Origin of the sequence: Allobosea sp. TAF32 (genome assembly GCF_052113585.1) — a bacterium.
Lineage (GTDB): Bacteria > Pseudomonadota > Alphaproteobacteria > Rhizobiales > Beijerinckiaceae > Allobosea.
Genome location: NZ_JBFRDM010000001.1, coordinates 489,497 through 512,777, shown reverse-complemented (window position 1 = coordinate 512,777; position 23,281 = coordinate 489,497). Strand labels below are relative to the sequence as shown.

General features: G+C 66.1%; 21 protein-coding genes and 1 tRNA gene. 7 read left to right on the top strand and 15 right to left on the bottom strand.

What is annotated here, in order from left to right:
• Nucleotides 1-16 precede the first annotated feature (16 nt).
• The 3 genes from AB4Z16_RS02255 to AB4Z16_RS02245 are packed head-to-tail and all read left to right on the top strand — an operon-like array spanning nt 17 to nt 2,524.
• Nucleotides 17-562: a TRAP transporter small permease gene (locus AB4Z16_RS02255; protein ID WP_441509689.1), complete on the top strand. Its 546-nt coding sequence runs from the start codon at nt 17-19 to the stop codon at nt 560-562.
• The gene (locus AB4Z16_RS02250) at nt 559-1,851 is read left to right on the top strand and encodes a TRAP transporter large permease (RefSeq protein WP_441509688.1); all 1,293 of its coding nucleotides are present in this window, start codon (nt 559-561) and stop codon (nt 1,849-1,851) included. The genes AB4Z16_RS02255 and AB4Z16_RS02250 overlap by 4 nt, the downstream gene beginning before the upstream one ends.
• A gap of 34 nt (nt 1,852-1,885) precedes the next feature.
• Entirely contained in the window at nt 1,886-2,524 is a 639-nt protein-coding gene (locus AB4Z16_RS02245) for an enoyl-CoA hydratase-related protein (protein WP_441509687.1), read from the top strand.
• A gap of 89 nt (nt 2,525-2,613) precedes the next feature.
• Here the strand turns inward: AB4Z16_RS02245 and AB4Z16_RS02240 are convergent.
• Nucleotides 2,614-2,690 (bottom strand) — tRNA-Arg (locus AB4Z16_RS02240).
• A 396-nt stretch (nt 2,691-3,086) separates the two neighbouring features.
• Between AB4Z16_RS02240 and AB4Z16_RS02235 the strand changes: the two genes are divergently transcribed.
• The gene (locus tag AB4Z16_RS02235) at nt 3,087-4,088 is read left to right on the top strand and encodes a D-cysteine desulfhydrase family protein (RefSeq protein ID WP_441509686.1); all 1,002 of its coding nucleotides are present in this window, start codon (nt 3,087-3,089) and stop codon (nt 4,086-4,088) included.
• 31 nt (nt 4,089-4,119) lie between these two features.
• On the opposite strand, the gene AB4Z16_RS02230 is transcribed toward AB4Z16_RS02235, so the two are convergent.
• The 10 genes from AB4Z16_RS02230 to AB4Z16_RS02185 form a co-directional block, all read right to left on the bottom strand.
• Nucleotides 4,120-4,455 carry a cytochrome C oxidase subunit IV family protein gene (locus AB4Z16_RS02230; RefSeq protein WP_441509685.1) on the bottom strand — a complete coding sequence of 112 codons (336 nt, stop codon included), beginning with the start codon at nt 4,453-4,455 and terminating at the stop codon, nt 4,120-4,122.
• A gap of 9 nt (nt 4,456-4,464) precedes the next feature.
• Nucleotides 4,465-5,187 carry a heme-copper oxidase subunit III family protein gene (locus AB4Z16_RS02225; protein WP_441509684.1) on the bottom strand — a complete coding sequence of 241 codons (723 nt, stop codon included), beginning with the start codon at nt 5,185-5,187 and terminating at the stop codon, nt 4,465-4,467.
• A gap of 36 nt (nt 5,188-5,223) precedes the next feature.
• The gene (locus AB4Z16_RS02220) at nt 5,224-5,940 is read right to left on the bottom strand and encodes a cytochrome c oxidase subunit 3 (RefSeq protein WP_441509683.1); all 717 of its coding nucleotides are present in this window, start codon (nt 5,938-5,940) and stop codon (nt 5,224-5,226) included.
• 12 nt (nt 5,941-5,952) lie between these two features.
• Nucleotides 5,953-7,713 carry a cbb3-type cytochrome c oxidase subunit I gene (locus AB4Z16_RS02215; RefSeq protein WP_441509682.1) on the bottom strand — a complete coding sequence of 587 codons (1,761 nt, stop codon included), beginning with the start codon at nt 7,711-7,713 and terminating at the stop codon, nt 5,953-5,955.
• 63 nt (nt 7,714-7,776) lie between these two features.
• Nucleotides 7,777-8,592 (bottom strand): cytochrome c oxidase subunit II, encoded by an 816-nt coding sequence (locus AB4Z16_RS02210; RefSeq protein ID WP_441509681.1) that lies wholly within the window; start codon nt 8,590-8,592, stop codon nt 7,777-7,779.
• A gap of 439 nt (nt 8,593-9,031) precedes the next feature.
• On the bottom strand, nt 9,032-9,364 hold the full coding sequence (locus AB4Z16_RS02205) for a c-type cytochrome (RefSeq protein WP_441509680.1): 333 nt from the start codon (nt 9,362-9,364) through the stop codon (nt 9,032-9,034).
• 325 nt (nt 9,365-9,689) lie between these two features.
• A complete protein-coding gene (locus AB4Z16_RS02200) occupies nt 9,690-10,490 on the bottom strand; it encodes an amino acid ABC transporter ATP-binding protein (RefSeq protein ID WP_441509679.1) in 801 nt (266 codons plus the stop codon).
• Nucleotides 10,487-11,398, bottom strand: a complete 912-nt coding sequence (locus tag AB4Z16_RS02195) for an amino acid ABC transporter permease (RefSeq protein WP_441509678.1) — start codon at nt 11,396-11,398, stop codon at nt 10,487-10,489. The genes AB4Z16_RS02200 and AB4Z16_RS02195 overlap by 4 nt, the downstream gene beginning before the upstream one ends.
• Before the next feature lie 13 nt (nt 11,399-11,411).
• On the bottom strand, nt 11,412-12,257 hold the full coding sequence (locus AB4Z16_RS02190; RefSeq protein WP_441510108.1) for an ABC transporter substrate-binding protein: 846 nt from the start codon (nt 12,255-12,257) through the stop codon (nt 11,412-11,414).
• 93 nt (nt 12,258-12,350) lie between these two features.
• On the bottom strand, nt 12,351-13,325 hold the full coding sequence (locus tag AB4Z16_RS02185; protein ID WP_441509677.1) for a substrate-binding domain-containing protein: 975 nt from the start codon (nt 13,323-13,325) through the stop codon (nt 12,351-12,353).
• A gap of 97 nt (nt 13,326-13,422) precedes the next feature.
• Between AB4Z16_RS02185 and AB4Z16_RS02180 the strand changes: the two genes are divergently transcribed.
• Nucleotides 13,423-14,754, top strand: a complete 1,332-nt coding sequence (locus tag AB4Z16_RS02180) for an aminotransferase-like domain-containing protein (protein WP_441509676.1) — start codon at nt 13,423-13,425, stop codon at nt 14,752-14,754.
• A 127-nt stretch (nt 14,755-14,881) separates the two neighbouring features.
• Here the strand turns inward: AB4Z16_RS02180 and AB4Z16_RS02175 are convergent, their stop codons facing one another.
• Nucleotides 14,882-15,487 (bottom strand): FMN-dependent NADH-azoreductase, encoded by a 606-nt coding sequence (locus AB4Z16_RS02175; protein ID WP_441509675.1) that lies wholly within the window; start codon nt 15,485-15,487, stop codon nt 14,882-14,884.
• A gap of 112 nt (nt 15,488-15,599) precedes the next feature.
• Between AB4Z16_RS02175 and AB4Z16_RS02170 the strand changes: the two genes are divergently transcribed.
• Both AB4Z16_RS02170 and AB4Z16_RS02165 read left to right on the top strand, forming a co-directional pair.
• Nucleotides 15,600-16,592, top strand: coding sequence for a LysR family transcriptional regulator (locus AB4Z16_RS02170; RefSeq protein ID WP_441509674.1), 993 nt, complete (start codon nt 15,600-15,602; stop codon nt 16,590-16,592).
• Between the two features lie 180 nt (nt 16,593-16,772).
• The gene (locus AB4Z16_RS02165) at nt 16,773-17,381 is read left to right on the top strand and encodes a glutathione S-transferase family protein (RefSeq protein WP_441509673.1); all 609 of its coding nucleotides are present in this window, start codon (nt 16,773-16,775) and stop codon (nt 17,379-17,381) included.
• Between the two features lie 125 nt (nt 17,382-17,506).
• Here the strand turns inward: AB4Z16_RS02165 and AB4Z16_RS02160 are convergent, their stop codons facing one another.
• The 3 genes from AB4Z16_RS02160 to AB4Z16_RS02150 all read right to left on the bottom strand — a co-directional run bounded on the left by AB4Z16_RS02160 (nt 17,507) and on the right by AB4Z16_RS02150 (nt 23,129).
• Nucleotides 17,507-19,261, bottom strand: a complete 1,755-nt coding sequence (locus AB4Z16_RS02160) for a peptidoglycan L,D-endopeptidase MepK (protein WP_441509672.1) — start codon at nt 19,259-19,261, stop codon at nt 17,507-17,509.
• A gap of 235 nt (nt 19,262-19,496) precedes the next feature.
• On the bottom strand, nt 19,497-21,413 hold the full coding sequence (locus AB4Z16_RS02155; RefSeq protein ID WP_441509671.1) for a L,D-transpeptidase family protein: 1,917 nt from the start codon (nt 21,411-21,413) through the stop codon (nt 19,497-19,499).
• Between the two features lie 219 nt (nt 21,414-21,632).
• Complete coding sequence (locus tag AB4Z16_RS02150) at nt 21,633-23,129, bottom strand: sigma-54-dependent transcriptional regulator (RefSeq protein ID WP_441509670.1); 1,497 nt, start codon at nt 23,127-23,129, stop codon at nt 21,633-21,635.
• Nucleotides 23,130-23,281 lie beyond the last annotated feature (152 nt).

Below are 23,281 nucleotides of genomic sequence, written 5' to 3'. Positions count from 1 at the left end.
ACCGAAAGGAGTTCAGATGAAGCCGATCCTGCGCGCGCTGTCCGCCATCGAGGATGTGCTCGGCTGGCTGTCCGCCGCCGCGATGTTCGTGATCATGCTGATCGTCTTCTGCGACGTGATCATGCGCTATTTCCTCCATAGCCCGCTGTCCTGGGCCTATGATCTGATCTCGCTCTATCTCGTCGCCGCGGTCTTCTTCCTCTCGCTGTCGGCCGCCTATACCGAGGGAGCGCACGTCAATGTCGACATCCTGCAGCAGAGCTTTCCGCCGCCTGCGATCCGGCTGACCGAACTCCTCACCACGGCGATCGGCGCGCTCGTCTTCGCGTTCATCACCTATTTCGGCGCGCTGAGGACGATCGATGCCTATGCATCCCGCGATGTGCTGTCGGGCGCCATACCCTGGCCGACCTGGCCTTCGCTGGCGCTGGTGCCGCTCGGTTGCGGGCTCATGACGCTGCGGCTCGCAGTCCAGTTCATCGCCCAGCTGCTCAGCCTCGTCACGGGGCGTGACGTCGTGCCGGTCAGGATCGGGCATGGCGAGGGAGAACATTTCGAATGATCGTCGCCATTGGACTGGGCGTGCTGTTCCTCCTGCTCGCCATCGGCACGCCTGTCGGCTTCGCCATGATCGCATCGGGCGTCCTCGGCCTCTGGCTGGTCGGCGGCATGTCGATGCTCGCGGGCATCCTCGAGACGGCGCCGCTTTCAACCGTCGGAGCCTACGAGCTCATCACCATCCCGATGTTCCTGCTGATGGCGGAACTCGTACTCCTCAGCGGCGTCGCGGACGATCTCTTCCGCGCGACGGCAGCGTGGATGGGGCGGGTGCGCGGCGGCCTCGCTATGGCGACGGCGCTCGCCGGCGCCGGCTTCGGCGCCATCTGCGGGACGAGCACGGCGTCGGCAGCCACGCTGTCGGCAACGAGCCTGCCAGCCATGCTCAAGCAGGGCTACGAGCCGGCGATGGCCGGCGGCGTCGTCGCGATCTCCGGCACGCTCGCGATGCTGATCCCGCCCAGCGTCGCGCTCGTGATCTTCGGGCTGCTCGCCGAGGTCAATATCGGTGCGCTGCTGATCGGCGGCATCATACCCGGCATCCTCGTCATGCTCACGATCATGGCGACGGTCTACGTGCTGGTGTTGCTCGACCCCTCCCGCGCCCCGCCGGCAAAACCCGTCCCCTGGCGCGAGAAGATCGCCTGGCTCAGGGTCGTCGGCCCGATGGTCGTCCTGTTCGGAGCGGTGACCGGCGTCATTTATACCGGCATCGCCACGCCGACCGAGGCTTCGGCACTCGGCGCCGCCGGCGCTCTTGCCATTGCGGCTTGGTACGGCAAGGTCACGCTGCCGGCACTGGTGCGCGTCCTGCGCCGTTCCGCGAACGGCACCTGCATGATCGTGATGATCCTGCTCGGTGCCCAGATTTTCGGCTATTTCTTCACGCTGACCCAGGTCACGCAGACGCTTGTCGGCTGGGTGGGCGCGCTAGAGGTCTCGCGCTGGCTGATCATCGCGATCATCCTGTGCGGGTACATCGTCCTCGGGATGTTCATGGACCAGATCGCCATCCTGGTCCTGACCGTGCCGATCGTGCTGCCGCTGATCAAGGTGCTCGGCTTCGATCCGCTCTGGTTCGGCATCATCAAGATCGTCACGGCTGAGGTCGGGATGATAACGCCTCCGATCGGGCTCAACTGCTTCGTCGTGGCGCGTTATTCGGGGCGGCCGGTACAGGAGATCTTCCGCGGCTCGCTGCCGCACTTCATCGCCCACATCGTCATCATCGCGGTCCTGGTCGCGTGGCCCGAGATCATCCTCTGGCTGCCGCGCAAGATGATGGCGGGCTGACGATCTTTCCTTCACTCATTTTCAGCAGTTCAGCGTGGCGCAAAATGACAGAAGCGGGGTTCTCTACCAGGATGCTCGTCAGGGAATCGTCACTCTGACCCTGAACAGGCCCGAGCTCCGTAATCCGATCTCGGACGAAGATATAGTCACAGCGCTGCTTGCCGCCTTCGACAGGCTCCAGGCCGATCCGGCTGCCCGTGTCGCCATCCTGACCGGAGCCGGCACGGCCTTCTCTTCCGGTGGCAACCTCAAGAAGATGCGCAGCGGCGGCGGCCTTAACGATCGGCTGCCGGTGCGAACGCGACGCAATTATCGCAGCGGAAGCCAGAAGCTGCCCCTGGCGCTCGAAGCACTCGAAATCCCTGTCATCGCGGCGGTCAACGGGCCGGCGATTGGAGCGGGCTGCGACCTGACATTAATGTGCGACCTTCGCATCGCCTCCGAAAAGGCAAGCTTCGCCGAGAACTTCGTCAGACTCGGCCTGATCCCGGGAGATGGCGGAGCTTGGTTGCTGCCGCGAATCGTGGGTTTCGCCAAAGCCTGTGAGATGGCCCTCACCGGCGAGGCGGTAGCGGCGCACGAAGCCAAGACTATTGGGCTGGTTTCAGCGGTCGTGCCGCATGGCGAGCTGCTGGATGCCGCCCATCGTTTTGCCCTGCGCATCGCGGCATGAGACATCCGCTGAAGAAGCGACTTGTCCCAAAACTGTCCCAAATCGATGAAAGTCACACGCTGGCAATGCTGGAAAAGGCCGGAAAATACTGGCGCGCCCGACACGATTCGAACGTGTGACCTTTGCCTTCGGAGGGCAACGCTCTATCCAGCTGAGCTACGGGCGCAAACCGTGAAGGCTGGATAACCGATCCCCGCCGCTTCGGCAATGCAGGATTTTGCAGAAGGGCGGAGACCGAGGCGGCAAGGTCATTCATTCGCATCGCGTCGGCGTGCCGCTGCTTCTCATCGTTCGCGATCGATATTTGCCCTATCGACCGCTGCGATGGATATCTCGCCTCCGGCACCCTGTTTACCGGTGATGCCGGTATATCGCGCGATCGCTGGTGGGGTAGAAGACGAAAAAGGGGAGGCCTGGCGAAGCACGCAGATGTTTGACGTGTCGCCTTGGGCATGCCGCTGCGTCGAAGGCGCGCATCCGGCATGCGGCAGCGGACCCAGCCAATCTCCATTCCGGCAGTATGGTATCGCCGATGCCGTCCAGATACCGGGAGCTTGCTCGAATGAATCGCCACGACACAATCCGGCTCGCGATGCTGCCGACGCCCTTCGAGCGATTGCCGCGCCTTGCGAGCGCGCTCGGCGACAATGGCCGGGCTCCGTCGATCTGGATCAAGCGTGACGACTGCACCGGCTTTGCCGGCGGCGGAAACAAGGCCCGCAAGCTTGAGTATCTGGTGGCCGATGCTCTGAAACACGGCGCCGACATGCTGGTGACCATGGGCGCGATCCAGTCGAATCACGCCCGCCAGACCGCGGCGGCGGCGGCACGGCAGGGCCTCGGCTGCTTGCTGCTGTTGACCGACTCGGTCGCAAATCGCGGCGAAGCCTATCGAACCAACGGGAATTGGTTGCTCGACGGGATCTTTGGCGCGGAGATTCGCCTCCTCGCCGCGAGCGAGGACGGTGCCGCGACCGCTGAGGAGGCGATGGCGGGGCTGGCGGCGCAAGGACGGAGGCCGTACTTCATCCCGGTCGGCGGTTCGAATGCGCTGGGAAGCCTTGCCTATCGCGATGCGCTTCTGGAGTTGGCCGCCCAGGCGAAGGATGAAGGCTGCCGCATCGACCGCATCCTTCTGCCGACGGGAAGCGGCGGCACCCATGCCGGCATTCTCGCCGGCGTGGAGCAGGCCGGGTTGCCCTGGCGCGTGCACGGCATCAGCGTCTCTCGCTCATCCGAGCAGGCGCGGGCCATCGTCTCCGGGCTGGTTCAGGAGATCTACGGTCTGGAGGATCGCCGGAGGGACGCCATGTCCGCTCTTGAGATCGATGATTCCCGGGTGGGGCCGGGATATGGCCAGCCCACCGCCGAGATGATCGAGGCCGTCCAGCTGGTTGCCCGCACCGAAGGCATTCTCCTCGATCCGGTCTATACCGGAAAGGCGATGGCTGGACTTCTTTCACTTGTCAGAACCGGCGCCATCGGCCCTGACGAGACCGTCGTTTTCTGGCACACGGGCGGTGCGCCCGGTCTCTTTGCCTATCCGGAGGTGTTCCAGCGGTAGAGACATCCAGGCCGGGTTCGGAAGCTTCGCCTCACGAGCCGGCCGCGAAGAAGGTCAGCCGGCTGAAGAGCGTGTAGTGCGACTCGAACATCATGATGCCGACGAAGACGATGAGCGCCAGCGGCGGGGTGAGGATCGCATAGGTCAGCGCCAGCCGCTCCCAGGCCATATGCATGAAGACCGCGACGATCAGGCCGGCTTTCAACATCATGAAGAGCAGGATCAACGACCAGCGCAGGTAGCCGACGAGGCCGAAATAATCGACCAGGTAGGAGCAGGTGCTGAGGATGAACAGCCAGACCCAGACCACGAGGTAGAGCCTGATCGGGTGCTGTTGCGCGTCGTTATGAGCTGCGGGCTGTGCCATGTCGCCACCTCACCAGAGATAGAACAGCGCGAAGATGAAAACCCAGACGAGATCGACGAAGTGCCAGTAGAGGCCGGTGATCTCGACGATCTCGTAGCGACCCTTCCGGCTCGTGAAGAAGCCGTGCCGCCCCTGGTCGAAATCGCCGCGCCAGACTTTGCGGGCGATGATGAGGAGGAAGATCACGCCGATCGTGACATGAGTGCCGTGGAAGCCGGTGATCATGAAGAAGCTGGAACCGAACTGGTCGGCGCCCCAGGGATTTCCCCATGGGCGCACGCCTTCCCGGATAAGCTTCGTCCATTCGAAGGCCTGCATGCCGACGAAGGTCGCGCCGAGCAGAGCGGTCGCGAGCATCAGGCTCGCCGTCTTCCTGCGGTCGCGGCGATAGCCGAAATTGACCGCCATCGCCATCGTGCCGCTGCTGCTGATCAGGACGAAGGTCATGATCGCGATCAGGATCAAGGGAAGGTGGTGGCCGCCGATCTCGAGCGCGAAGACCTCGCTCGGATTGGGCCAGGGCACCACCGTCGATATTCGGACCGTCATGTAGGAGATGAGGAAGGTGCCGAAGATGAACGTGTCGCTGAGGAGGAAGATCCACATCATGGCCTTCCCCCAGGAGACGTTCTTGAAGGCCCGCTGATCGGACGACCAGTCAGCCGCGATACCGCGCCAGCCGGTGGGGCGGGCGATGTCCGTGTTTACGGCAGTCGGCGCAATCTCATTCATCGGCCCCTCCTCGATGGGAGCTCATGAGGCCAGGCTCTAGGTCAGCAATCCCCGGCAGATCTCGATGAGGTCGTCGGTCCAGCGCATCAGCAGGCTGAACAGGACGAGCCAGACCAGCAGCAGGAAATGCCAATAGATGGCGCAGAGCTCGACGCTGAGGGTCAGCTCACGCGGAATCTTCGGTGCGAGGTCCTTCGGCGTAGCGAAGGCGCTGACGGAGGTTCGGCCAAGCGCGCCGAGCCCGCCGAGCACATGCGCTCCGTGAATGGCTGTGACCAGATAGAAGAAGGCGCTGGCGGGGTTGGTCGCGGCGAAATAGCCGGAGACGACAAGCTCACGCCATGCCAGTGCCTGCGTCGAGAGGAAGGCGAGCGAGCAGATGCCCGCGGCGAGAAGGCTGGAGCGGAGCGGGCCCGGCTCGTCGCAACGCGCGGCGACCACCGCCATGTGCAGGGCGATGCTCGCCAGGATCAGCAGCCCGGTGCTGAACCAGAGCACGGTCGGCATCGGCAGCGCGCGCCAATCCGCCATGCTCATGCGCATCGAATAGGCGCTGATGAGAAGCGCGAAGAGCGAGCTGGCGACGACGAGGAAGGTGCCGAGGCCGAGCTTCGCCGTCATGGGCGAGGTCGGCTCGGCCGCGTCGCCGATCACGCCGACCTCGAGCCAGGGCTTTGCCGTCAGGCGTTGACGCGAGAGCCACCAGCCGGCGAAGGCTGCCACGACGACGATGAAGCTGAGGACCACGCCCATGGCGACATCTCCTCACGCGGCCCGCGGATCCGGCGGCTGGTTCTGCGGCAGGAAATCCTCCGCCGCACCGGGCACGCTGTAGTCATAGGGCCAGCGGTAGACCACGGGCAGGGTCTTGCCCCAGTTGCCATGGGCGGGCGGCGTCTGCGGCGTCTGCCATTCCAGCGTGGTCGCGCGCCAGGGGTTGCCGCCGGCGGGCCGGCCGTGCCGGAGGCTCCAGATGAGATTGAACAGGAAGACGAGCTGGGTGGCGCCGACGATCAGCGCGACGACCGTGATGAATTCGTTCAGCGTTGCCGCCGACGACGGAACGAGGGCTATCCCGCCGATCTCGTGATAGCGCCGCGGCACGCCCATCAATCCTATGTAGTGCATCGGGAAGAAGATCAGATAGGCACCGAGGAAGGTGACCCAGAAATGGAGCTTTCCGAGCCGATCGTCGAGCATGCGCCCCGTGACCTTGGGATACCAATGGTAGATCGCCCCGAAGATCACGAGGATCGGCGCGACGCCCATCACCATATGGAAATGGGCCACGACGAACATCGTGTCGGAGAGCGGCACGTCGACGACGACATTGCCGAGGAACAGGCCGGTGAGCCCGCCATTCACGAAGGTGACGATGAAGCCGAGCGCGAACAGCATCGGGACGGTGAAGTGGATATCGCCCTGCCAGAGGGTCAGCACCCAGTTGTAGACCTTGATCGCGGTGGGGATCGCGATGATCAGCGTCGTGGTGGCGAAGAAGAACCCGAAGGCGGGATACATGCCGCTGACATACATATGGTGCGCCCAGACGACGAAGCTGAGCGCGCCGATCGCGATCAGCGCCCAGACCATCATGCGGTAGCCGAAGATGTTCTTGCGCGCGTGGGTGCTGATCAGGTCGGAGACGATGCCGAACGCCGGCAGCGCCACGATGTAGACCTCCGGGTGCCCGAAGAACCAGAACAGGTGCTGGAACAGGAGTGGGCTGCCGCCCTTGTAAGCCAGCGGCTCGCCCATCGCGATGATGGCCGGCATGAAGAAGCTGGTGCCGATCAGCCGGTCGAGCAGCATCATCACGGCGCCGACGAAGAGCGCGGGGAAGGCGAGCAGCGCCATGACGGTCGCCGTGAAGATGCCCCAGATCGTCAATGGCATGCGCATCAGCGTCATACCCCGGGCGCGCCCTTGCAGCACCGTCACGACGTAGTTCAGCCCACCCATGGTGAAACCGATGATGAAGAGGATCAGCGATGACAGCATCACGGTGATGCCCCATTGCTGGCCGGGCGTGTTGGCGAGGATCGCCTGCGGTGGGTAGAGGGTCCATCCGGCTCCGGTCGGGCCGCCCGGCAGGAAGAAGCCGCCGAGGAGCACGAGCACGGCGAGGAAATAGATCCAGAAACTCAGCATGTTCACATAGGGGAACACCATGTCCCGCGCGCCGAGCATCAGCGGGATGAGATAGTTGCCGAAGCCGCCGAGGAAGAGGGCGGTCAGCAGATAGATCACCATGATCATCCCGTGCATGGTGATGAGCTGGTAGTAGCGATCGGGGTCGATGAAGGGGAGCGCGCCGGGGAAGCCGAGCTGCAGCCGCATCAGCCAGGACAGGACCAGCGCGACCAGCCCGATCGCCAGCGCCACGCTCGAATACTGGATGGCGATGACCTTGGCATCCTGGGAGAACACGTATTTCGTGATCCAGCTATGCGGATGATAGAGCTCGACATCCTCGATCTCGGCCGCCGGTAGCGGTTCGGGAACGCCGTGCATCACGTCGACCATCGGGCCATCTCCCACTCTTCGCAGGACGAAATCCCTGTTCGGGTGCTCGCCCCTGTCTCATCCCTAGTTTTTCGCCTGCGTCCTCGCCGCGCTCTGGAGTTGGGCGAAGGTTTTCTGCTGCTGCAGCCAGTCGCGGTATTGGCTCTCGGGCTCGACCACGACGCCGCCGCGCATGAAGGTGTGGCCGGTGCTACACAGCTCGGAGCACAGCGCCTCGAAGGTGCCCGCGCGTGTCGGCGTGAGCCAGTAATAGGTGACGGTGCCCGGGATCATGTCCATCTTGGCCCGGAATTCCGGGACGTAGAAATCATGCACCACGTCGAGCGAGCGCAGCAGCAGCTTGACCGGCTTGTCGAGCTGCAGGTGGAGTTGATCGCCCTGAATCACGATGTCGTCCTGCCCGTGCGGGTCTTTCGGGTCGATGCCGAGCGGGTTCTCGGGCGTGACTTGGGCGATGTCGGTGGCGCCGAGCTGGCCGTCCGCGCCCGGGAGCCGATAGGCCCATTGCCATTGCTGGCCGACGACCTCGACGACGGAAGCGTCCTTCGGCACCGTGACGAACCGGTGCCAGACGACGAGGCCGGGCGCCAGCATGGCCGCGACGCCGATTCCCGTGCCGATCGCGAGCCACCATTCCAGTCGCTTGTTCTCCGGCTCGTAGGCGGCGCGGCGGCCTTCGCGATGGCGGAACCGGAAGACGCAATAGGCCATGAACAGCACGACCGCGGTGAAGACCGCGCCGGTGATCCAGAACGTGATGATCATGGTGTCGTCGATATAGCGCCAGTTGGAGGCGATCGGCGTCCACCACCACGGACTCAGGAAGTGGAAGACCACCGAGCCGATCACGACCAGAGCCAGGACGACCGCGATACCCATCCCTTTTCATCCTTGCCGAGGGCGGCGAGGAACAGGAGCAAGGCAACGCTTCGGCGCAGGAAAATGCGCCGCAGCGCTAGGCAGACGAACTCATCTTCAACATCGAAACAACGCTGCAGCCCGCGGCCGGGCGGATCCTCTGCTCGAAACGAACGAGGCCGATACGATCGGGGGTGGAGCAAGGCAGCTGCCGGGCGCGAACTCCGCCGAGCGGAGTGGAAGGCTCAGCCTTGTGCTTCCTGCTCGTCATCGCCGAACCCTCGGCCAGCCTCGGCGATCACGCGCCGCCAGCGGGTGCATACACTTCGGACCGGGCCACGAGGCAGTCAAGTCTCCGGCCAAAAGTCATCGTTATGTTGTCGTCCCGCGCACGGGAGTTGTCAATCGATGCCGCACGGCAGAACAGCTTGACGGGAGCCGCGGCCGGGAGGCGAAGCGGCTATTTTTTCTTTCCGTCAGCATCGAATTGCTTGAGGAACGCGACGACGTCGTCGATTTCCTGGTCGGACTTGAGGCCCGGGAACGTCATCTTGGTGCCTGGGATCTTGGCCTGTGGCGCCTTGATGTAATCCCGGAACGTCGGCTCGTCCCAGACGATACCGGAGTTCTTGTTGGCGGGCGAATAGCTGTAGCCCTCGATCGAGCCCGAGTGGCGCCCGAAAAGGCCATTCAGCTTTGGCCCGACGGCGTTCCTCGCGGTCTCGCCGATCTGGTGACAGGCCCGGCATCTCAGGAAGATCTTCTCGCCTGCGGCGGCGTCGCCGGCCGCCATGGCTGAATGAGGCCATACGGCTAGTATGGACAAGGCTATCACGGCCCTGCATGCCATCGGACACACTCCTCAAGAAACAGAGGTGATCCTTCCGTCAGACCCGTCGACCGCGCCGCATTCTCAGTACGTTTATACTGCCAATACTTGATCGCTCCAAATCGCCTGAGAGACCGTCTGGAAACTCCGGCCCTCATCCTGAGGAGCCGCGTGAGCAGCGTCTCGAAGGATGAGGGCTCGGGGAATTCTCAAACGATCTCTGAAGGGTTTTTGTCGGCGATCTCTCCCGGCGTTGGCGCTGTCGTCAGCGCTCTTATGGCGTCACGCCTCAAACCGCTTCGCGAATGAAGCGGCTCAGGAACAAGCGCGTGCGGCTATGCTTGGGAGAGGCGAGCACCTCGCCCGGCGGCCCCTGTTCGACGACGACTCCGCCATCCATGAAGACGACACGGTCGGCCGCCTCGCGCGCGAAGCCGATCTCATGGGTGACGACGATCATCGTCAGCCCCTGTCTGGCGAGATCGCGCATCGTCGCCAGCACTTCGCCGACGAGCTCGGGGTCGAGCGCCGAGGTCGGCTCGTCGAACAGCATCAGCTTCGGACGGATGGCGAGCGCCCGCGCGATGGCGACGCGCTGCTGCTGGCCGCCCGAGAGCTGGCGCGGATAGGCATGCGCCTTCTCGGTCAGCCCGATGCGGCCGAGCAGCTCCATCGCGTAGTCGGTCGCCTCCTTGCGGCTGTGACCGTGGACGCCGACGGGCGCCTCGATGATGTTCTCCAGCGCCGTCATATGCGGGTAGAGGTTGAACTGCTGGAAGACCATGCCGATCTGGCGGCGCTGCGCCGCGATCGCCCGGTTCGACAGCTTGATCAGGCGCTCGCCGGAGAGCCGGTAGCCGATCTGCTCGCCGGTGACCATGATCGAGCCGCGATCGATCGCCTCGAGATGGTTGATGCAGCGAAGGAAGGTCGACTTGCCCGAGCCTGACGGTCCGAGGATCACCACAACCTCTCCGGGCGCGACATCGAGGTCGATGCCCTTCAGCACCTCGTTCGCGCCGAAGGATTTGTGGACGTTGCGGGCGCTGACCAGCGGCGCGGCCCCGGCCTTGATAGCGTCGCGGCTCATGGCGTCGGCTCCGCGATGACGGGTTTGGCTTGCGTCGCGCCGCGCTCGCCGCGGGCGTAGTAGCGCTCGATGAAGCCCTGGCCGATATTCAGCACCGAGGTGATCGCGAGATACCAGATCACCGCCACCATCAGCATGGGGATGACCTCGAAGGTGCGGTTGTAGACCGCCTGCACCGAATAGAGCAGGTCCGCCATGGCGATGACGCTGACCAGCGAGGTCGCCTTGATCATGCTGATCAGCTGGTTGCCGGTGGGCGGCACGATCGAGCGCATCGCCTGCGGGATGATGACGCGGCGCAGCGCTCGTCCCCGCGTCATGCCGAAGGCGTCGGTCGCCTCGACCTGCCCCTTGTCGACGGAGATCAGGCCGCCGCGGATGATTTCGGCCATATAGGCGGCCTCGTTCAGCGAAAGCCCGGCGATCGCCGCCGTCATCGGCGTGATCAGGTCATTGGTGTGCCAGCTGACGAGCGTCGGCCCGAAGGGGATGGCGATCGAGATCTCGGGGAACAGCGTCGAGAGATTGTACCAGAAGATGAGCTGCACCAGCAGCGGCGTGCCGCGGAAGAACCAGATGTAGAGACCGGCGACGCCGCTGAACAAGCGGTCCTCCGACAACCGGGCGATGGCCAGCGCCAGCCCGATGGCGACGCCGATCACCATGGCGACGACCGTCAGCCCGAGCGTCACCGAGAGCCCGCGCAGGATCGACTCCGCGGTGAACCATTGTGCCACCACCGGCCAGCCGAAATTAGGATTCCAGGCGACGATCCAGGCGAAGTTGGCTGCGACGGCGAGCACGAAGGCCCAGAGCAGCCAGCGTCCCCACTCGACCGGGCGGTGCGCCTTGGCGACGTCGCGCAGCGCCAATTCGCGCTCGCCCGTCGCCTGCGTTGCGTTGCTCATTCTGTGCTCGGGCTCAGTTCGCCGACCGGTTGATGCCGGGTTCGTCGATCATGTTGTTCTCGATCCCCCATTTCTTGAAGATCGCGGCATAGGTGCCGTTGGCCTTCAGCGCCTTGATGCCGCCGACCAGAACCTCGCCGAGCGGCGAGCCCTTGGGCACGACGGCGCCCTGGAACAGATCCTGGAAGCCGTTCGCCTTGCCGATCGCGGCCAGCTCGAGATCGCCCTTCGCCTGCTGGACGAAGTAGGTCAGCGGCGCCTGCGACGAGAAGAACGCATCGGCCCGGCGCGAGCGCACCGAGAGGATCGAGGTCGGCTGATCGGTGAAGGACATCACCTCCAGCGCCGGCTTGCCGTCGGCAGCGCATTTTTCGGCCTGTGCCTTGATGACCTTCTCGGCCGAGCCGGCGGACATCACGGCGACCTTCTTGCCGCAGCTGTCCTCAAGGCTGTTGATGGCCTTCGGATTGCCCTTCTGCACGGCGAAGACCACGTATTCGCGGACATAGTCGACGAAGTCGTTCGCCTCCTGGCGCGACTTGAAGTCGCCGATCGGGCCCATCGCGAACTGGAAGCGGCCGGCGGCGATGCCGCTCAATGACGAGGCGAGGCCGTTGACCGTGGCATGCTCGATCTTGACGCCGAGAAGTTCGCCGAGCGCCTCGGAGAGATCGGCGCTGGCGCCGATCATCTTGTTGGCGTCGGTGACGATCTCGTAGGGAGGGAAAGAGCCGTTGTTGACCGAGATCATCTTGCCGGCGCTGCGGATCGTCTCCGGCAGCTTGGCGCGCAGGGCCTCGTCGACCTTCTGCTTCGGGATCTGGATCGACTGATCCTGCGCCTGCGCCGCGCCCTGCATGAGCGCAACGGAAAACGCGACGGCACCGGCAAGTTTCACGATCGTCTTCATGGCGACATTCCCCTGTTCGTTATTTCTCAAATTGGTTCGCGCTCAGGCAGCCTGTTCGGCCCCGGCGCCGGCGGCCGGGAACAGCGTCTCCGGCGTCAGGTCGGTCTCGGCGAGTTCCTGGATCCGCAGCTGTTCCAGGAACGCCGCCACCATCGCCCGGTTCGGGCCGAGGCCGCTCGCATTCCACTCGGCCGGGAGATCATGCCCGCTGCGCACGAGCTCGTCGATCAGCCATGGGCTGGTGTCGGCATAGCGGCGGCGCTTCTCCAGCCAGACCCGCTGGCTCTCGTCGAGCAGGTCGCTGAGTGCCTGCGGCAGCCAGGGCTCGCGCCCCACAAGCTCCGGCTTGAGCCCGATGATGTGCATGCCGGGCACGAAGCCGACCTTGCGGAAATAGTCGACCTCAGCCGCCCGGACATCCGGCAGCAGGGCGCGGAATGCCGAGCCCGGCGCGAAGAAACCGTTGGGCATGAATGGCATCAACACGGCGTCGATCTCGCCGGCGGCGAGCAGGTCGAGCAGCGGCGGCTGGCCGGGCAGCGCCTCGATCCGGCCCGGCCGCGCATAACGGCCGATGCGATCGGTGACCGGATGGTCCGCCGCGAGGCGGCTGACCGCCCAGAACGCATCCTCGATGCCGATCCCGGCCTCGGCCAGCGCAGCGCGCGTCCAGGTGTTGCCGGAATCCTGCCAGCCGGCGATGCCGATGCGCTTGCCGCGCAGATCCTCGAAGCGCGTCAGCGGGCTCTTCGCCGCCGTGACGACGCAGCGATGCCGGAAACCGCGCATGATGAAGTTCGGAATGCCGAAGACGCCGGTCTCGCCCCGCGCTTTCCCGGTCGTGTAGCGGCTGAACGAGATCTCGGAGGCGTCGAAGCGGGTATCGCTGGCGAAATCGTCCGGCAGGGCCGCAAGCCGCTCGATCTTGAGCTCGAATTGGTCGGAGGCGACGTCGCCGAGCAGCAGCGGCGTGATGAAGTCCCAGTCCCGCAGGGCCAGCCGGATGACAGGTTTCAACGCATACCTCGTTCCAAGCCTTGAATATCCGGCAGATTAAATGTTCACTTGGCCTGATCAATCGATATTACGTTCCTGAACATTAATTTTAGAATCGATGAGCACCGAACCCGACGCGACCTGGCTGGCGAGCCGCGTGACGCAACACACCGCACGCGGGATCGCGCTGGAGGTCAGCGCGCTGATCCGCTCGGGTGCGCTGCCCGTGGGCACGCGGATGCCGACCGTGCGCGACCTCGCCTTCGCGCTCGGCGTCAGCCCCGGCACGATTTCGGAGGCCTGGAGCGAGCTGAAGCGGCAGAAGATCGTCTCGGGGCGCGGCCGCGGCGGCGCCTGGGTCAGCGGCGACAGCGCCACGCCCCGCCCGGCCCGCATGGGCAGCGTCGCCCATTTCGGTCCCGATGTCCTGGACCTCTCGCTCGCCATCCCGGATGCCAGCCTGCTGCCGCCGCTGCGCGGGGCCCTGGCGCATGCGGCCGAAACCGAGAACCTCAACAGCTACGAGCGCACGCCGATCCTGCCGGCGCTGCGGCAGGCGGTGCTGCCGCAATGGCCCTATGCCCCCGATGCCTTCCTCGCCACCAATGGCGGCTACAACGCGGTCTATTCGGTGCTGCACGCGACCGTGCTGCCGGGCGCGTGTGTCGCGATCGAGGATCCCACGGCGATGCGCCTTCTCGATATCGTCGAGGATCTCGGTGCCGAGCTCCTGCCGATCGGCTGCGATGCGGAGGGGCCGCTGCCCGACCAGCTCGCGGCGGCGCTGGTGCGGCGCCCCGCTGCCTTCATGTTCCAGCCGCGCACCCATTCCGTCACCGGGCGGCATGTCAGTGCGCGACGCCTGCAGGAACTGGCGACGGTGCTAGCCGGCAGCGATACCCTGGTGATCGAGGATGACGGTGTCGGCGACGTCTCCATCCACCCGCCGATCAGCCTGGGCGCGACCATGCCGGAGCGGGTCGTCCATATCCGCTCCTTCTCGAAATCGCTTGCCCCCGACCTGCGGATCGCTGTGCTTTCGGCCCCGGACAAGGTCATCCGCCAGATCCAGTCCTATCGCAGCTTCTCCTCCGGCTGGACGAGCCGGTTGCTGCAGGCCGCCACCGCCTGGCTGCTCGACGATGCGGCGACGACGCAAAGCGTCGCCAATGCGCGCCAGATCTATGCGGAGCGCCGGCGGACCTTCCTGGGACATTTGGCGGAACACGGCATCGCGATGCCGGAGACGGATGGGCTGTGTATCTGGATTCCGGTCGAATCCGAGCAATATGCGCTGGTGACGCTCGCTGCTCATGGCATCGCGGTCCTGCCCGGCAGCAAGTGCTCTCTACAGCCGACCGAGCATGTCCGGCTGGCGACGGCGGTTTTGGCGCAAGGGCATGAGCGGGTCGCCGCCGCCGTGGCGCGCGCCGCGCGTCGCGGCGACTGATCCTGTTGCTACGCCGAGCCGCCGCGCTTCCGTCAGGCCATCTTCGGCGGCGCTTGGAGTGGACGATGCAGACGACAGAACGCCCCGCATCGGGCAACCGATGCGGGGCTTTCTGCGAACGACGTCCTCAGGCGACGAGAGCGAGTTCGGCGTTGGCGTTGCGGATCGCCTCCTCGCGCGCCTCGGCGCCATAACCCAGCTTCTCGGCCCGAATGAAGGTGAGCTCGGTGATGCCGGCGAAGCCGAGCATGGTGCGCAGATGCGGCTCCTGCGAGTCCATCGCCTGGGCCGGGCCGCTGCTGTAGAGGCCGCCGCGGCTCTCGACGATGATGGCGCGCTTGCCCTTGAGCAGGCCTTCCGGGCCGGCTTCGCTGTAACGGAAGGTGACGCCGGCGCGCAGCACGTAGTCGAACCAGCTCTTCAGCGTCGACGGGATGCCGAAATTATACATCGGCGCGCCGATGACGATGGTGTCGGCGGCCTTCAGCTCCTCGACCAGCGCATTGGAAAGGGCGAGCGCCTCGCGCTGCGCCGCGGTCTCCGTGATGCCGGCGCGTACGGCCGCAGTGGTCTCGGCATTCAGATGCGGGATGGGGTTGGCGTCGAGGTCGCGCTCGACGACATGCACACCGGGGTTCTGGGCACGCAGCCGGGAGACGGTGCTCTGAACCAGCTGCCTGGAGACCGAATCGGCGCCCGAAGCGCTGCTGTTGAGGACGAGAACGGTAGCCATGATGGAACTTCCTGTTCGGAGGGGTGATTTCGATGACCGCAAGATAGTGGTTCACGGATCGCACCAGAACTCGCATAATCGGCACCAAGCTGTTGCAGCCTGAGGAACACCCATGTCGGAGCTCGATGACATCCGCAGCTTCATCGCCGTGGTCGAGGCCGGTGGTTTCGGCCGGGCGGCGCAGAGCCTCGGCCTGGCGAAGTCGATCGTCAGCCGCCGAGTCAGCCGGCTGGAGGAGGAGCTCGGCACGCGCCTGCTCAGCCGCACCACGCGCGGCGTGAGTGCGACCGAGGCGGGGCTGGAATTCAAGGCGCGCAGCGAGCGCATCCTGGCCGAGCTCGACGAGGCGCGCGAGGCGGTGGCGCAGCAGGCTGGCGGGGTCGCCGGGCGGCTGCGGCTCTCGATGCCGCTGACCTTCGGCAACAAGCATGTCGCGCCGCTTCTGGGCGAGCTGGCCCAGAGGTATACGCGGCTCGAGATCGACGTGCAGGCGAGTGACCGCTATGTCGACCTGATCGGCGAGCGCTTCGATGCTGCGATCCGCATCGGCTCGCTGAAGGATTCGAGCCTGATCGCCCGGCGGCTTGCGCCGGTCCATGCCACGGTGATCGGCAGCCCGGCCTATCTCGCGCGGCGCGGGCGCCCCGTCATTCCCGCCGATCTCAACGACCATGACTGCCTGCTCTATAGCGGCACCAACGATCAGGACTGGGTGTTCCGCACCGGCAAGCGCTGGATCACGGTGCGGCCGCCGGGGCGCATGAGCTCCGACAATGGCGACACGCTGTTGTCCTGGGCTGTCGCGGGGCTGGGGCTTGCCGTTCTGCCGACCTTCATCGCCTCCGATGCGATCCGCTCCGGTGCGGTCGAGCCGATCCTGCTCGACTATCCCATGCCGACGCGCGCGCTCTATGTGGTCCGTCCGCCGGGAGCCTATGTCCCCGGCAAGGTCCGGGTGCTGATCGACCTCTTGGTCGAGCGCTTCGGCGGCACGCCCTATTGGGATCCCTGCCAGATGGAGGCGCATGAGCGCGGGATCAGGCTGGACGAACCGCTGAGCGATCAGCTCACGCCGGCCAAGAAGCCCGAGCATCAAGCCGCGTGATCCGGCGCATCACGCGAATTCGCGTGGCTTCTTTCGCGCGTCTGGGCACTGTTGCGCGGCTCTAGAGCATTTTCGAGCGAAGTGGACACCGGTTCGCGTGAAGAAAATGCGATAAAACAAAGACATAGAGCATTTCCGCGATTCGGAGAAGCGCGGAAATGCTCTCGTCAGGAGGAAGCGATGCTGCTCGTTGGAATGCTCGATAGCCCCTATGTCCGCCGCGCGGCGATCACCGGCACGCTGCTGGAGGTGCCGTTCGAGCATCGCTCGGTCTCTGTGTTCCGGCATATGGACGCCTTCCGGGCGATCAACCCGCTGATCAAGGCGCCGACGCTGGTCACCGACGACGGCATCGCCATCAGCGAATCCCTGCTGATCATCCAGCATTTCGAGGATGTCGCGGGCCGCTCGCTGCGCCCGATCGAGGGCGTGGCGCGCCGGCGTGACCTTGCGCTCACCGGCATCGGCATCGTCGCGGCCGACAAGGCGGTCTCGGTCGAGTACGAGCGCAAGCGGCCTGAGGCGCAGCGCTACGCACCCTGGCAGGAGCGCATCGTCAGCCAGCTCCATGTCGCGCTCGACCTGCTCGACAAAGCGGCGAAGGAGGGAGAGCTGACGGCCGGACCGGAACTGCTGCCGAGCGACATCGCCGCTGCCATTGCCTGGGGCTTCTGCCGCTTCGTCATCCCGGAATTCGTGCCGGAAGAACGCTGGCCGGCGCTGGCGGAGCAGGCGCGCGCCTGCGAGGCGCTCGACGTCTTCAAGGCATGGCCGATCGACCGGGAGTAGCCGAACTGCCAGGCGTCATTCTCGGGCGACCGCAGGGAGACCCGAGAATCTCGAGCCGAAAGGGGTTTCGGGTTCATGGCACGAGATGCTCGGGTCGAGTCCGAGCATGACGGGCAAGCGAGCGCTCAGTTCTGCACGAAGCTCGTCGGCAGCGGGCGCACCGCCGGGCCGCTGAATGCGCCGGGCTTCGGCGCGCCGGAATCGGCATGGCTGAAGCCGAGCGCGGCGGCGGGGCTCGGGCCGGCGATCGGAGCGGCGGAGGACCCCGTGGTCCTGGCGCGCGCGGTCGCGACATTCACCGGCTTGCCGACGGAAACGCCGGTGCGCGTGACCGTCGCGAACAGCGAGTTCAGGCCGGAGCGGTCCATGTCCGCGGGTTCCTCAGGCTCGGCCGCGACGGGGACTGAGCGTTGGCTGGCCGGAACGAAGGTGACGCCGCCTTCACGTGGCCGGACGGGGGGCAGAGCGGCCGTGACGAGGCGGCCCTCGGGCGCTGCAGCCGAAGCCTGTTCCGGGGCGCCGGTGCCGCGCAGGCTGGCGATGGCGGAGTCGGCCAGCGCCGTCGGCCGGATCGGCGGCAATGGCGCGTTGATCGGGCTGCCGGCCGGGCTGCCGGCAAGGGCGGAAGTGGTTGCCGCGGCCACCTCGTCGGGCCGCCGCGGCGGCAGCGAGGCGAGGATGAGACGCGGCTCGGCCGCGGCGCCCGATTGCGGCGCGAAGGCGAGTGCGCCGCCGGTCGCGGGCAGGGCCGCGACTTGGACCGGATCGTCTCCCGGCAGGGAGAGACCGCGTGGCCGCGCCAGAGGCAGCGGCGCATCCATGAACTGCGGCCTGCTCTCAGGCGCGCGCTGCTGCGGCGTGGGCAGGATGGTTGGTTCCGGAGTCGGAGCGGGGGCTGGAGCGGCCGGCGCAGGAGGCGGCGCTGCAGCTGCCTGCGGAGCGAGCCGCTCGGAGCGTTCGCGCGCGAGCGTCCGCGTCGTCGGCTCCGGTGCCATGGCGACGGCGAAACGGCCGCCATCGCCCGAGTTGCTGTCGGCATAGCCGGGGCTGGCATAGGCGATGACGGCCGGCTGCTGGCGCGGCGCGGCGCGGCGGCCACCGCGGGCCGGCCGGGCATCGGCCTCCTCATCGTCGCCGCCGAAGAGCGACGCCCAGAGGCTCTTGCCGCCGGAGGCCGCGACCGCGCCCTCGTCGGCATCGGCGACCGCATAGCCGCCCACTGACCCGCCGCTGGAGAGGACCTCTGCCTTGGCGAGTTCGTAGCCAGCAAGGGGCTGGCCGTCGGCCGGGATATGGACCGTCTTCTCGTCCGGGAAGAGGCGCACGAGCTGGTCGCGCGTCATGCGTGGCCAGGAGCGGACCGAACCGACATCGAGATGGACGAAGGGGGTATGGGCGTTGGGGTAGAAGCCGACGCCGCCGCGTTGGAGCCGCATGCCGATCTCGCGGATGCGCGCGGTGGGAACGTCGGGCAGGTAGAAGTCCATCGCCTTGCCAAGCATGTGCTGGCTGTGCTTGGCGACCGCGCGCGAGCGGCGGCGCAGCATGGCGTTTGTATTCGGCGAGCGATAGGCGGAGACGACGTGGAAGGGCTGGTCGGAGCCGAGCTGGCGCTGCACTTCCCAGACGACGTCGAACAGGCGCGGATCCATGCGAATCGGCTCGTCGCTGCGCCAGTCGCGCAGGGCCCAGTTCAGCTTCTCCAGCGCCGAGGAATCATAACGGCCGTCACGCTTGAAGGTGATGGTCGTCTCTTCCTTGGTGTGCATGTGCCGGATGGTGATCGTGCGGGTGTCGCCGTTGGCGACGGCGTCCTGCGTGCTGCGGACGGCCAGGAACGAAGCGGCGCAGGCCAGGCCGAGGGACAGGACGCGCCGCATGGCTGGCTTGAGGCCGGACGGCAACCATCCTGCAAGCTTGGCGTTGATCCTGCCCAATCTGTCTGACCCGTCTCGGTGCCCCCGCCGAAGCGGTACGATGAACGTGAACGAACAGTTGCGGAGAAGCGTTAACGGCTCGTTAGCGAGCCGACAATCACTGCGTCGGAAATTGCTGTGACGAGTTGGCTAAAGACGGATCATGGCAAAAAGGTGCCCGCCTTGCGGCGGGCCCATTTCAGCCATGTTGTTCGAGCGCCTGGCGAACGAGCCGGTGGAAGCCATAGACATCGTCGAACCGGGTGATCCGGCCGTCCGCGCCGACGACGATGGTGTTGTAGACGAGGTGGATCGGCAGCGGCTGCGGCAGGTTGATTCGCCGCTCGCCCGAGCCGATCAGCCGCTTCAGCCGCTCATGCGTCCATTCCGGGCCAAGCACCTGATCCGCCAGCGCGAAGGGGTTCTCGACGCGCACGCAGCCGTGGCTGAGCGCCCGCCGCTCGCCGGCGAAGAGCCGGCGGTTCGGCGTGTCGTGCAGATAGACGGCGTGCTCGTTCGGGAACATGAACTTGATCCAGCCGAGCGCGTTGCGCTCGCCCGGCGGCTGGCGCACCGAAATGCCGCCGCCCTTGGTGCGGGTGACGACATAGCCGCGCTTGGCCGCATAATCGGGATCGGCGGCGAGGCCCGGCAGGAATTCCTTCTTCAGGATCGAGGGCGGCACATACCAGGACGGGTTGACGATGACGTGGTCCATCTTGTGCGAGAAGATGGGCGTCGCCGATTCCGGCTTGCCGATAATGGTGCGGGCCTCGTGCACCACCTTGCCGGAGCGGATCACGCGGACGCGCATCTCCGGCACGTTGACCATGATGTGGTCGGTGCCGAGATCGGGCGGCAGCCAGCGCCAGCGCTCCATCTGGGCGACGATATCCTCCTCGCCGCGGGCGGCGGCAGGCTTGCCCAGCGCCGCGAGCGTGCGCTCGCTCAGGATGCCGTTGGCGGGGAGCCCGGCCTTCTTCTGGAAATCGGCCAGCGCCAGCGAAGTCGAGCGGTCGAAGACCTGATCCTCGCTCGGCCCGAGGCCGAGGCGAGCCCGCACCAGCGGGACGCGCTCGTCGCGCATGCCGAGCTTGAGCGGCGGGCCGGCGGGAATGCGCACCAGCGGCGTGTCGTCGAGATGCTCGCGCATCTCCGCGAGCTTGGCCTTGAGGCGCTGATAGCCCTCATGCGGCGGGTTGTAGGCGGCGAGCACCGCGCCGGCGTCGGTCGCACCGGCGAGTTCGGAGAGCACCTCGGTGGCCGAGGGCAGGTAGAGGGTCGGCGTGATCAGCTTCGAGAGGCGGCGCGGATCGATGCGGCCGCCGCGCGCATCGCGGGCATAGAGCACGGCGAGCGCCGAGAGGCGGATATCGGCCTCGGCGAGCTTGGCCTTGTCGCTCGCCTCGAAGACCGGCAGCGGGTAGTCGGTGGGCCGCAGGCCGTCCTCGGAGGCGCGGCCGAGCTGCGCGGCGATGCGCTTGCCCGCCTCGTTCCAGCCCTTTCCGTCGATCCAGAACGGCTTGTTCTCATTGGCCTGATAGGCGGCGATGATCTCGTTGCGCTCGCGCTCGGACAGCCGCGGGACCGCAACCGCGTCCTGAAGGTGCTCGGCCACGGCCGCCGCGAATTCCAGGCCCGGCGGAACCGTGATCACGACCTGCGGCATCTCGGGCGGCGGCACCAGCGGCTCGACGCTCTGCAGCGGGCCGGTCTGCGGAGCAGGCGGCGGCGTCGGCTCGACGGTCTTCGAGGCCGGGACAAGCGCCGGATCGGTCACCGGCATCTCGATTGCCGGAATGTCGAGCGTGACCGGCTCGTCCTCCACGTCCGCGGGCGCAGTGGCGTCGAGCTTGGCCGGATCGCGCAGGCGGCTGCCGGCCGAGACCGTGCCGGTGACGATCTCCGGCTCCGAGGCGGCGCCGGAATGGGCGATCGCGGCAGGTGAGGAGGCCGGGTGCTCCGAATCGAGCAGCTTCAGCTCCGGCTGCTCGGGCAGCGGAACGCCGAGCGTGGCGTCGACCTGGATCGGCGTTTCGGCACGGAGCGGGAGGCATCCCATCATGATGGCCAAGGCGGATGCCGAGGTCAGTTTCGCCCAATGGCGAGGACGCATGGTCACTTTCCCGATCGCTGTCGAAGTCGCGCCATTCCTGCGTGACTCGATTGGTTGATACAAGATGCGGCGGCGCAACAGGCCGCTGCATTCGGCAGGAGCCGGCCCCCCCCGGGGTCGAACCGGCCTGAGCGGTAAATCCGCCTCCAACTTTCTTAAGAGAACGCTTAAGCCGGCCGGATTGCTCCGCGATCTGGTCGGCGCGTGCTCTTGCGCGGCTCAGGCCGCGTCGGTTTCATCGGCGCCGTTCTCGTTCTCGATCAGCCCGTATTCCTTGAGCTTGCGATAGAGAGTCGAGCGGCCGATGCCGAGCTTGCGCGAGACCTCGGACATGTGCCCGCGGTAATGCGCTAGCGCGAAAGTGATGATCTCGCGCTCGAGCTCGTCGAGCTTGCGCATGTCGGAGCCGGCGACAAGGTCGAGGGCGTTGGGGTCGCGCACCGGCATCTGGATGATGCGCGGCGGCGGCTCGCCCTGCGCTTCGCCGCGGGCGATGGGGGCCGGCGCCGGCGGAATGCTGACGTCGTAGCCTTCCATCTGCGCGGCGATCTGCGGGAACTCGCTGACGCCGAGCTCGTCGCCATCGGCGAGGACAACGGCCCGGAACACCGCGTTTTCGAGCTGCCGGACATTGCCCGGCCAGTCGTAGCTGCTGATCAGGGCGACGGCTTCCGATGTGATGCCGCTGAGCTTGCGCCCCTCTTCCGCGGCGAAGCGCGCAAGGAAGCCGCGCGCCAGATCGGCAATGTCCTCGCGGCGCTGTCGCAGCGGCGGCAGAGTGATCGGGAAGACGTTGAGGCGGTAATAAAGATCCTCGCGGAACTCGCCACGCTTCACCTGGTCCAGCAGGCTCTTGTTGGTGGCGGAGATCAGCCGAATGTCGACGCGGACGGATTTCTTGCCGCCGACCGGATCGACCTCGCCCTCCTGGATGGCGCGCAGCAGCTTCACCTGCGCGTCGAGCGGCAATTCACCGACCTCGTCGAGGAAGAGCGTGCCGCCATTGGCCTCGACGAATTTGCCGAGATGGCGCTCGGTCGCGCCGGTGAAGGCGCCCTTTTCGTGGCCGAACAGGATCGACTCGACGAGATTATGCGGGATCGCGCCGCAATTCACTGTGACGAAGGGCTTGCCCCGGCGGTCGCTGGAGCCTTGGATGGCGCGGGCCAGGACTTCCTTGCCAACGCCGGATTCGCCTTCGATCAGCACGGGAATGTTGGACTTCGCCGCGCGCTCGGAGAGCCTGACGACGCGCCCCATGTCGGGGCTCTTGGTCGCGAGATCGCGGAAACCCAGCGTGTTCAAGGCGCGGTGCTTGATGTGGCGCAGCTCGTGTTCGAGCGCGCCGAGCTTGAGGACGTTCTTGAGCGAGACCTGCAGACGCTCGGCGCCAACCGGCTTCACCACGAAATCGGCCGCGCCGGCGCGCATCGCCGCAACCACGGTCTCGATCGAGCCGTTCGCGGTCTGGACGATGACGGGGGTCTCGATGCCGCGCTCGCGCAGATTGGCGAGCACACCCATGCCGTCGAGGCCCGGCATCTGCAAGTCGAGCACGATGGCATCGACCCGCTCGCCGTCCGGCCCGCCGAAGAGGGAGACAGCCGCCTTGCCGTCCTCGGCCACGATCACCTCATAGCCGAAGCGCTTCAGCATCGCGTCGAGCAGGCGGCGTTGGACGGGATCGTCGTCGACGACGAGGACGGTGGCGGTCATGACACCTCGAAAGACGATGCAGTATGAAAGAAATGCTTTGTGCCGACGGAATCACCTGTTCCGTTCTGGGGCATCGTCGGCCAGAAGGGTTAAGCGGGATTTAAACCGCGGCACGCACCGGCGTTGATCCGTGGGCAGAGCCCGGCCTATGG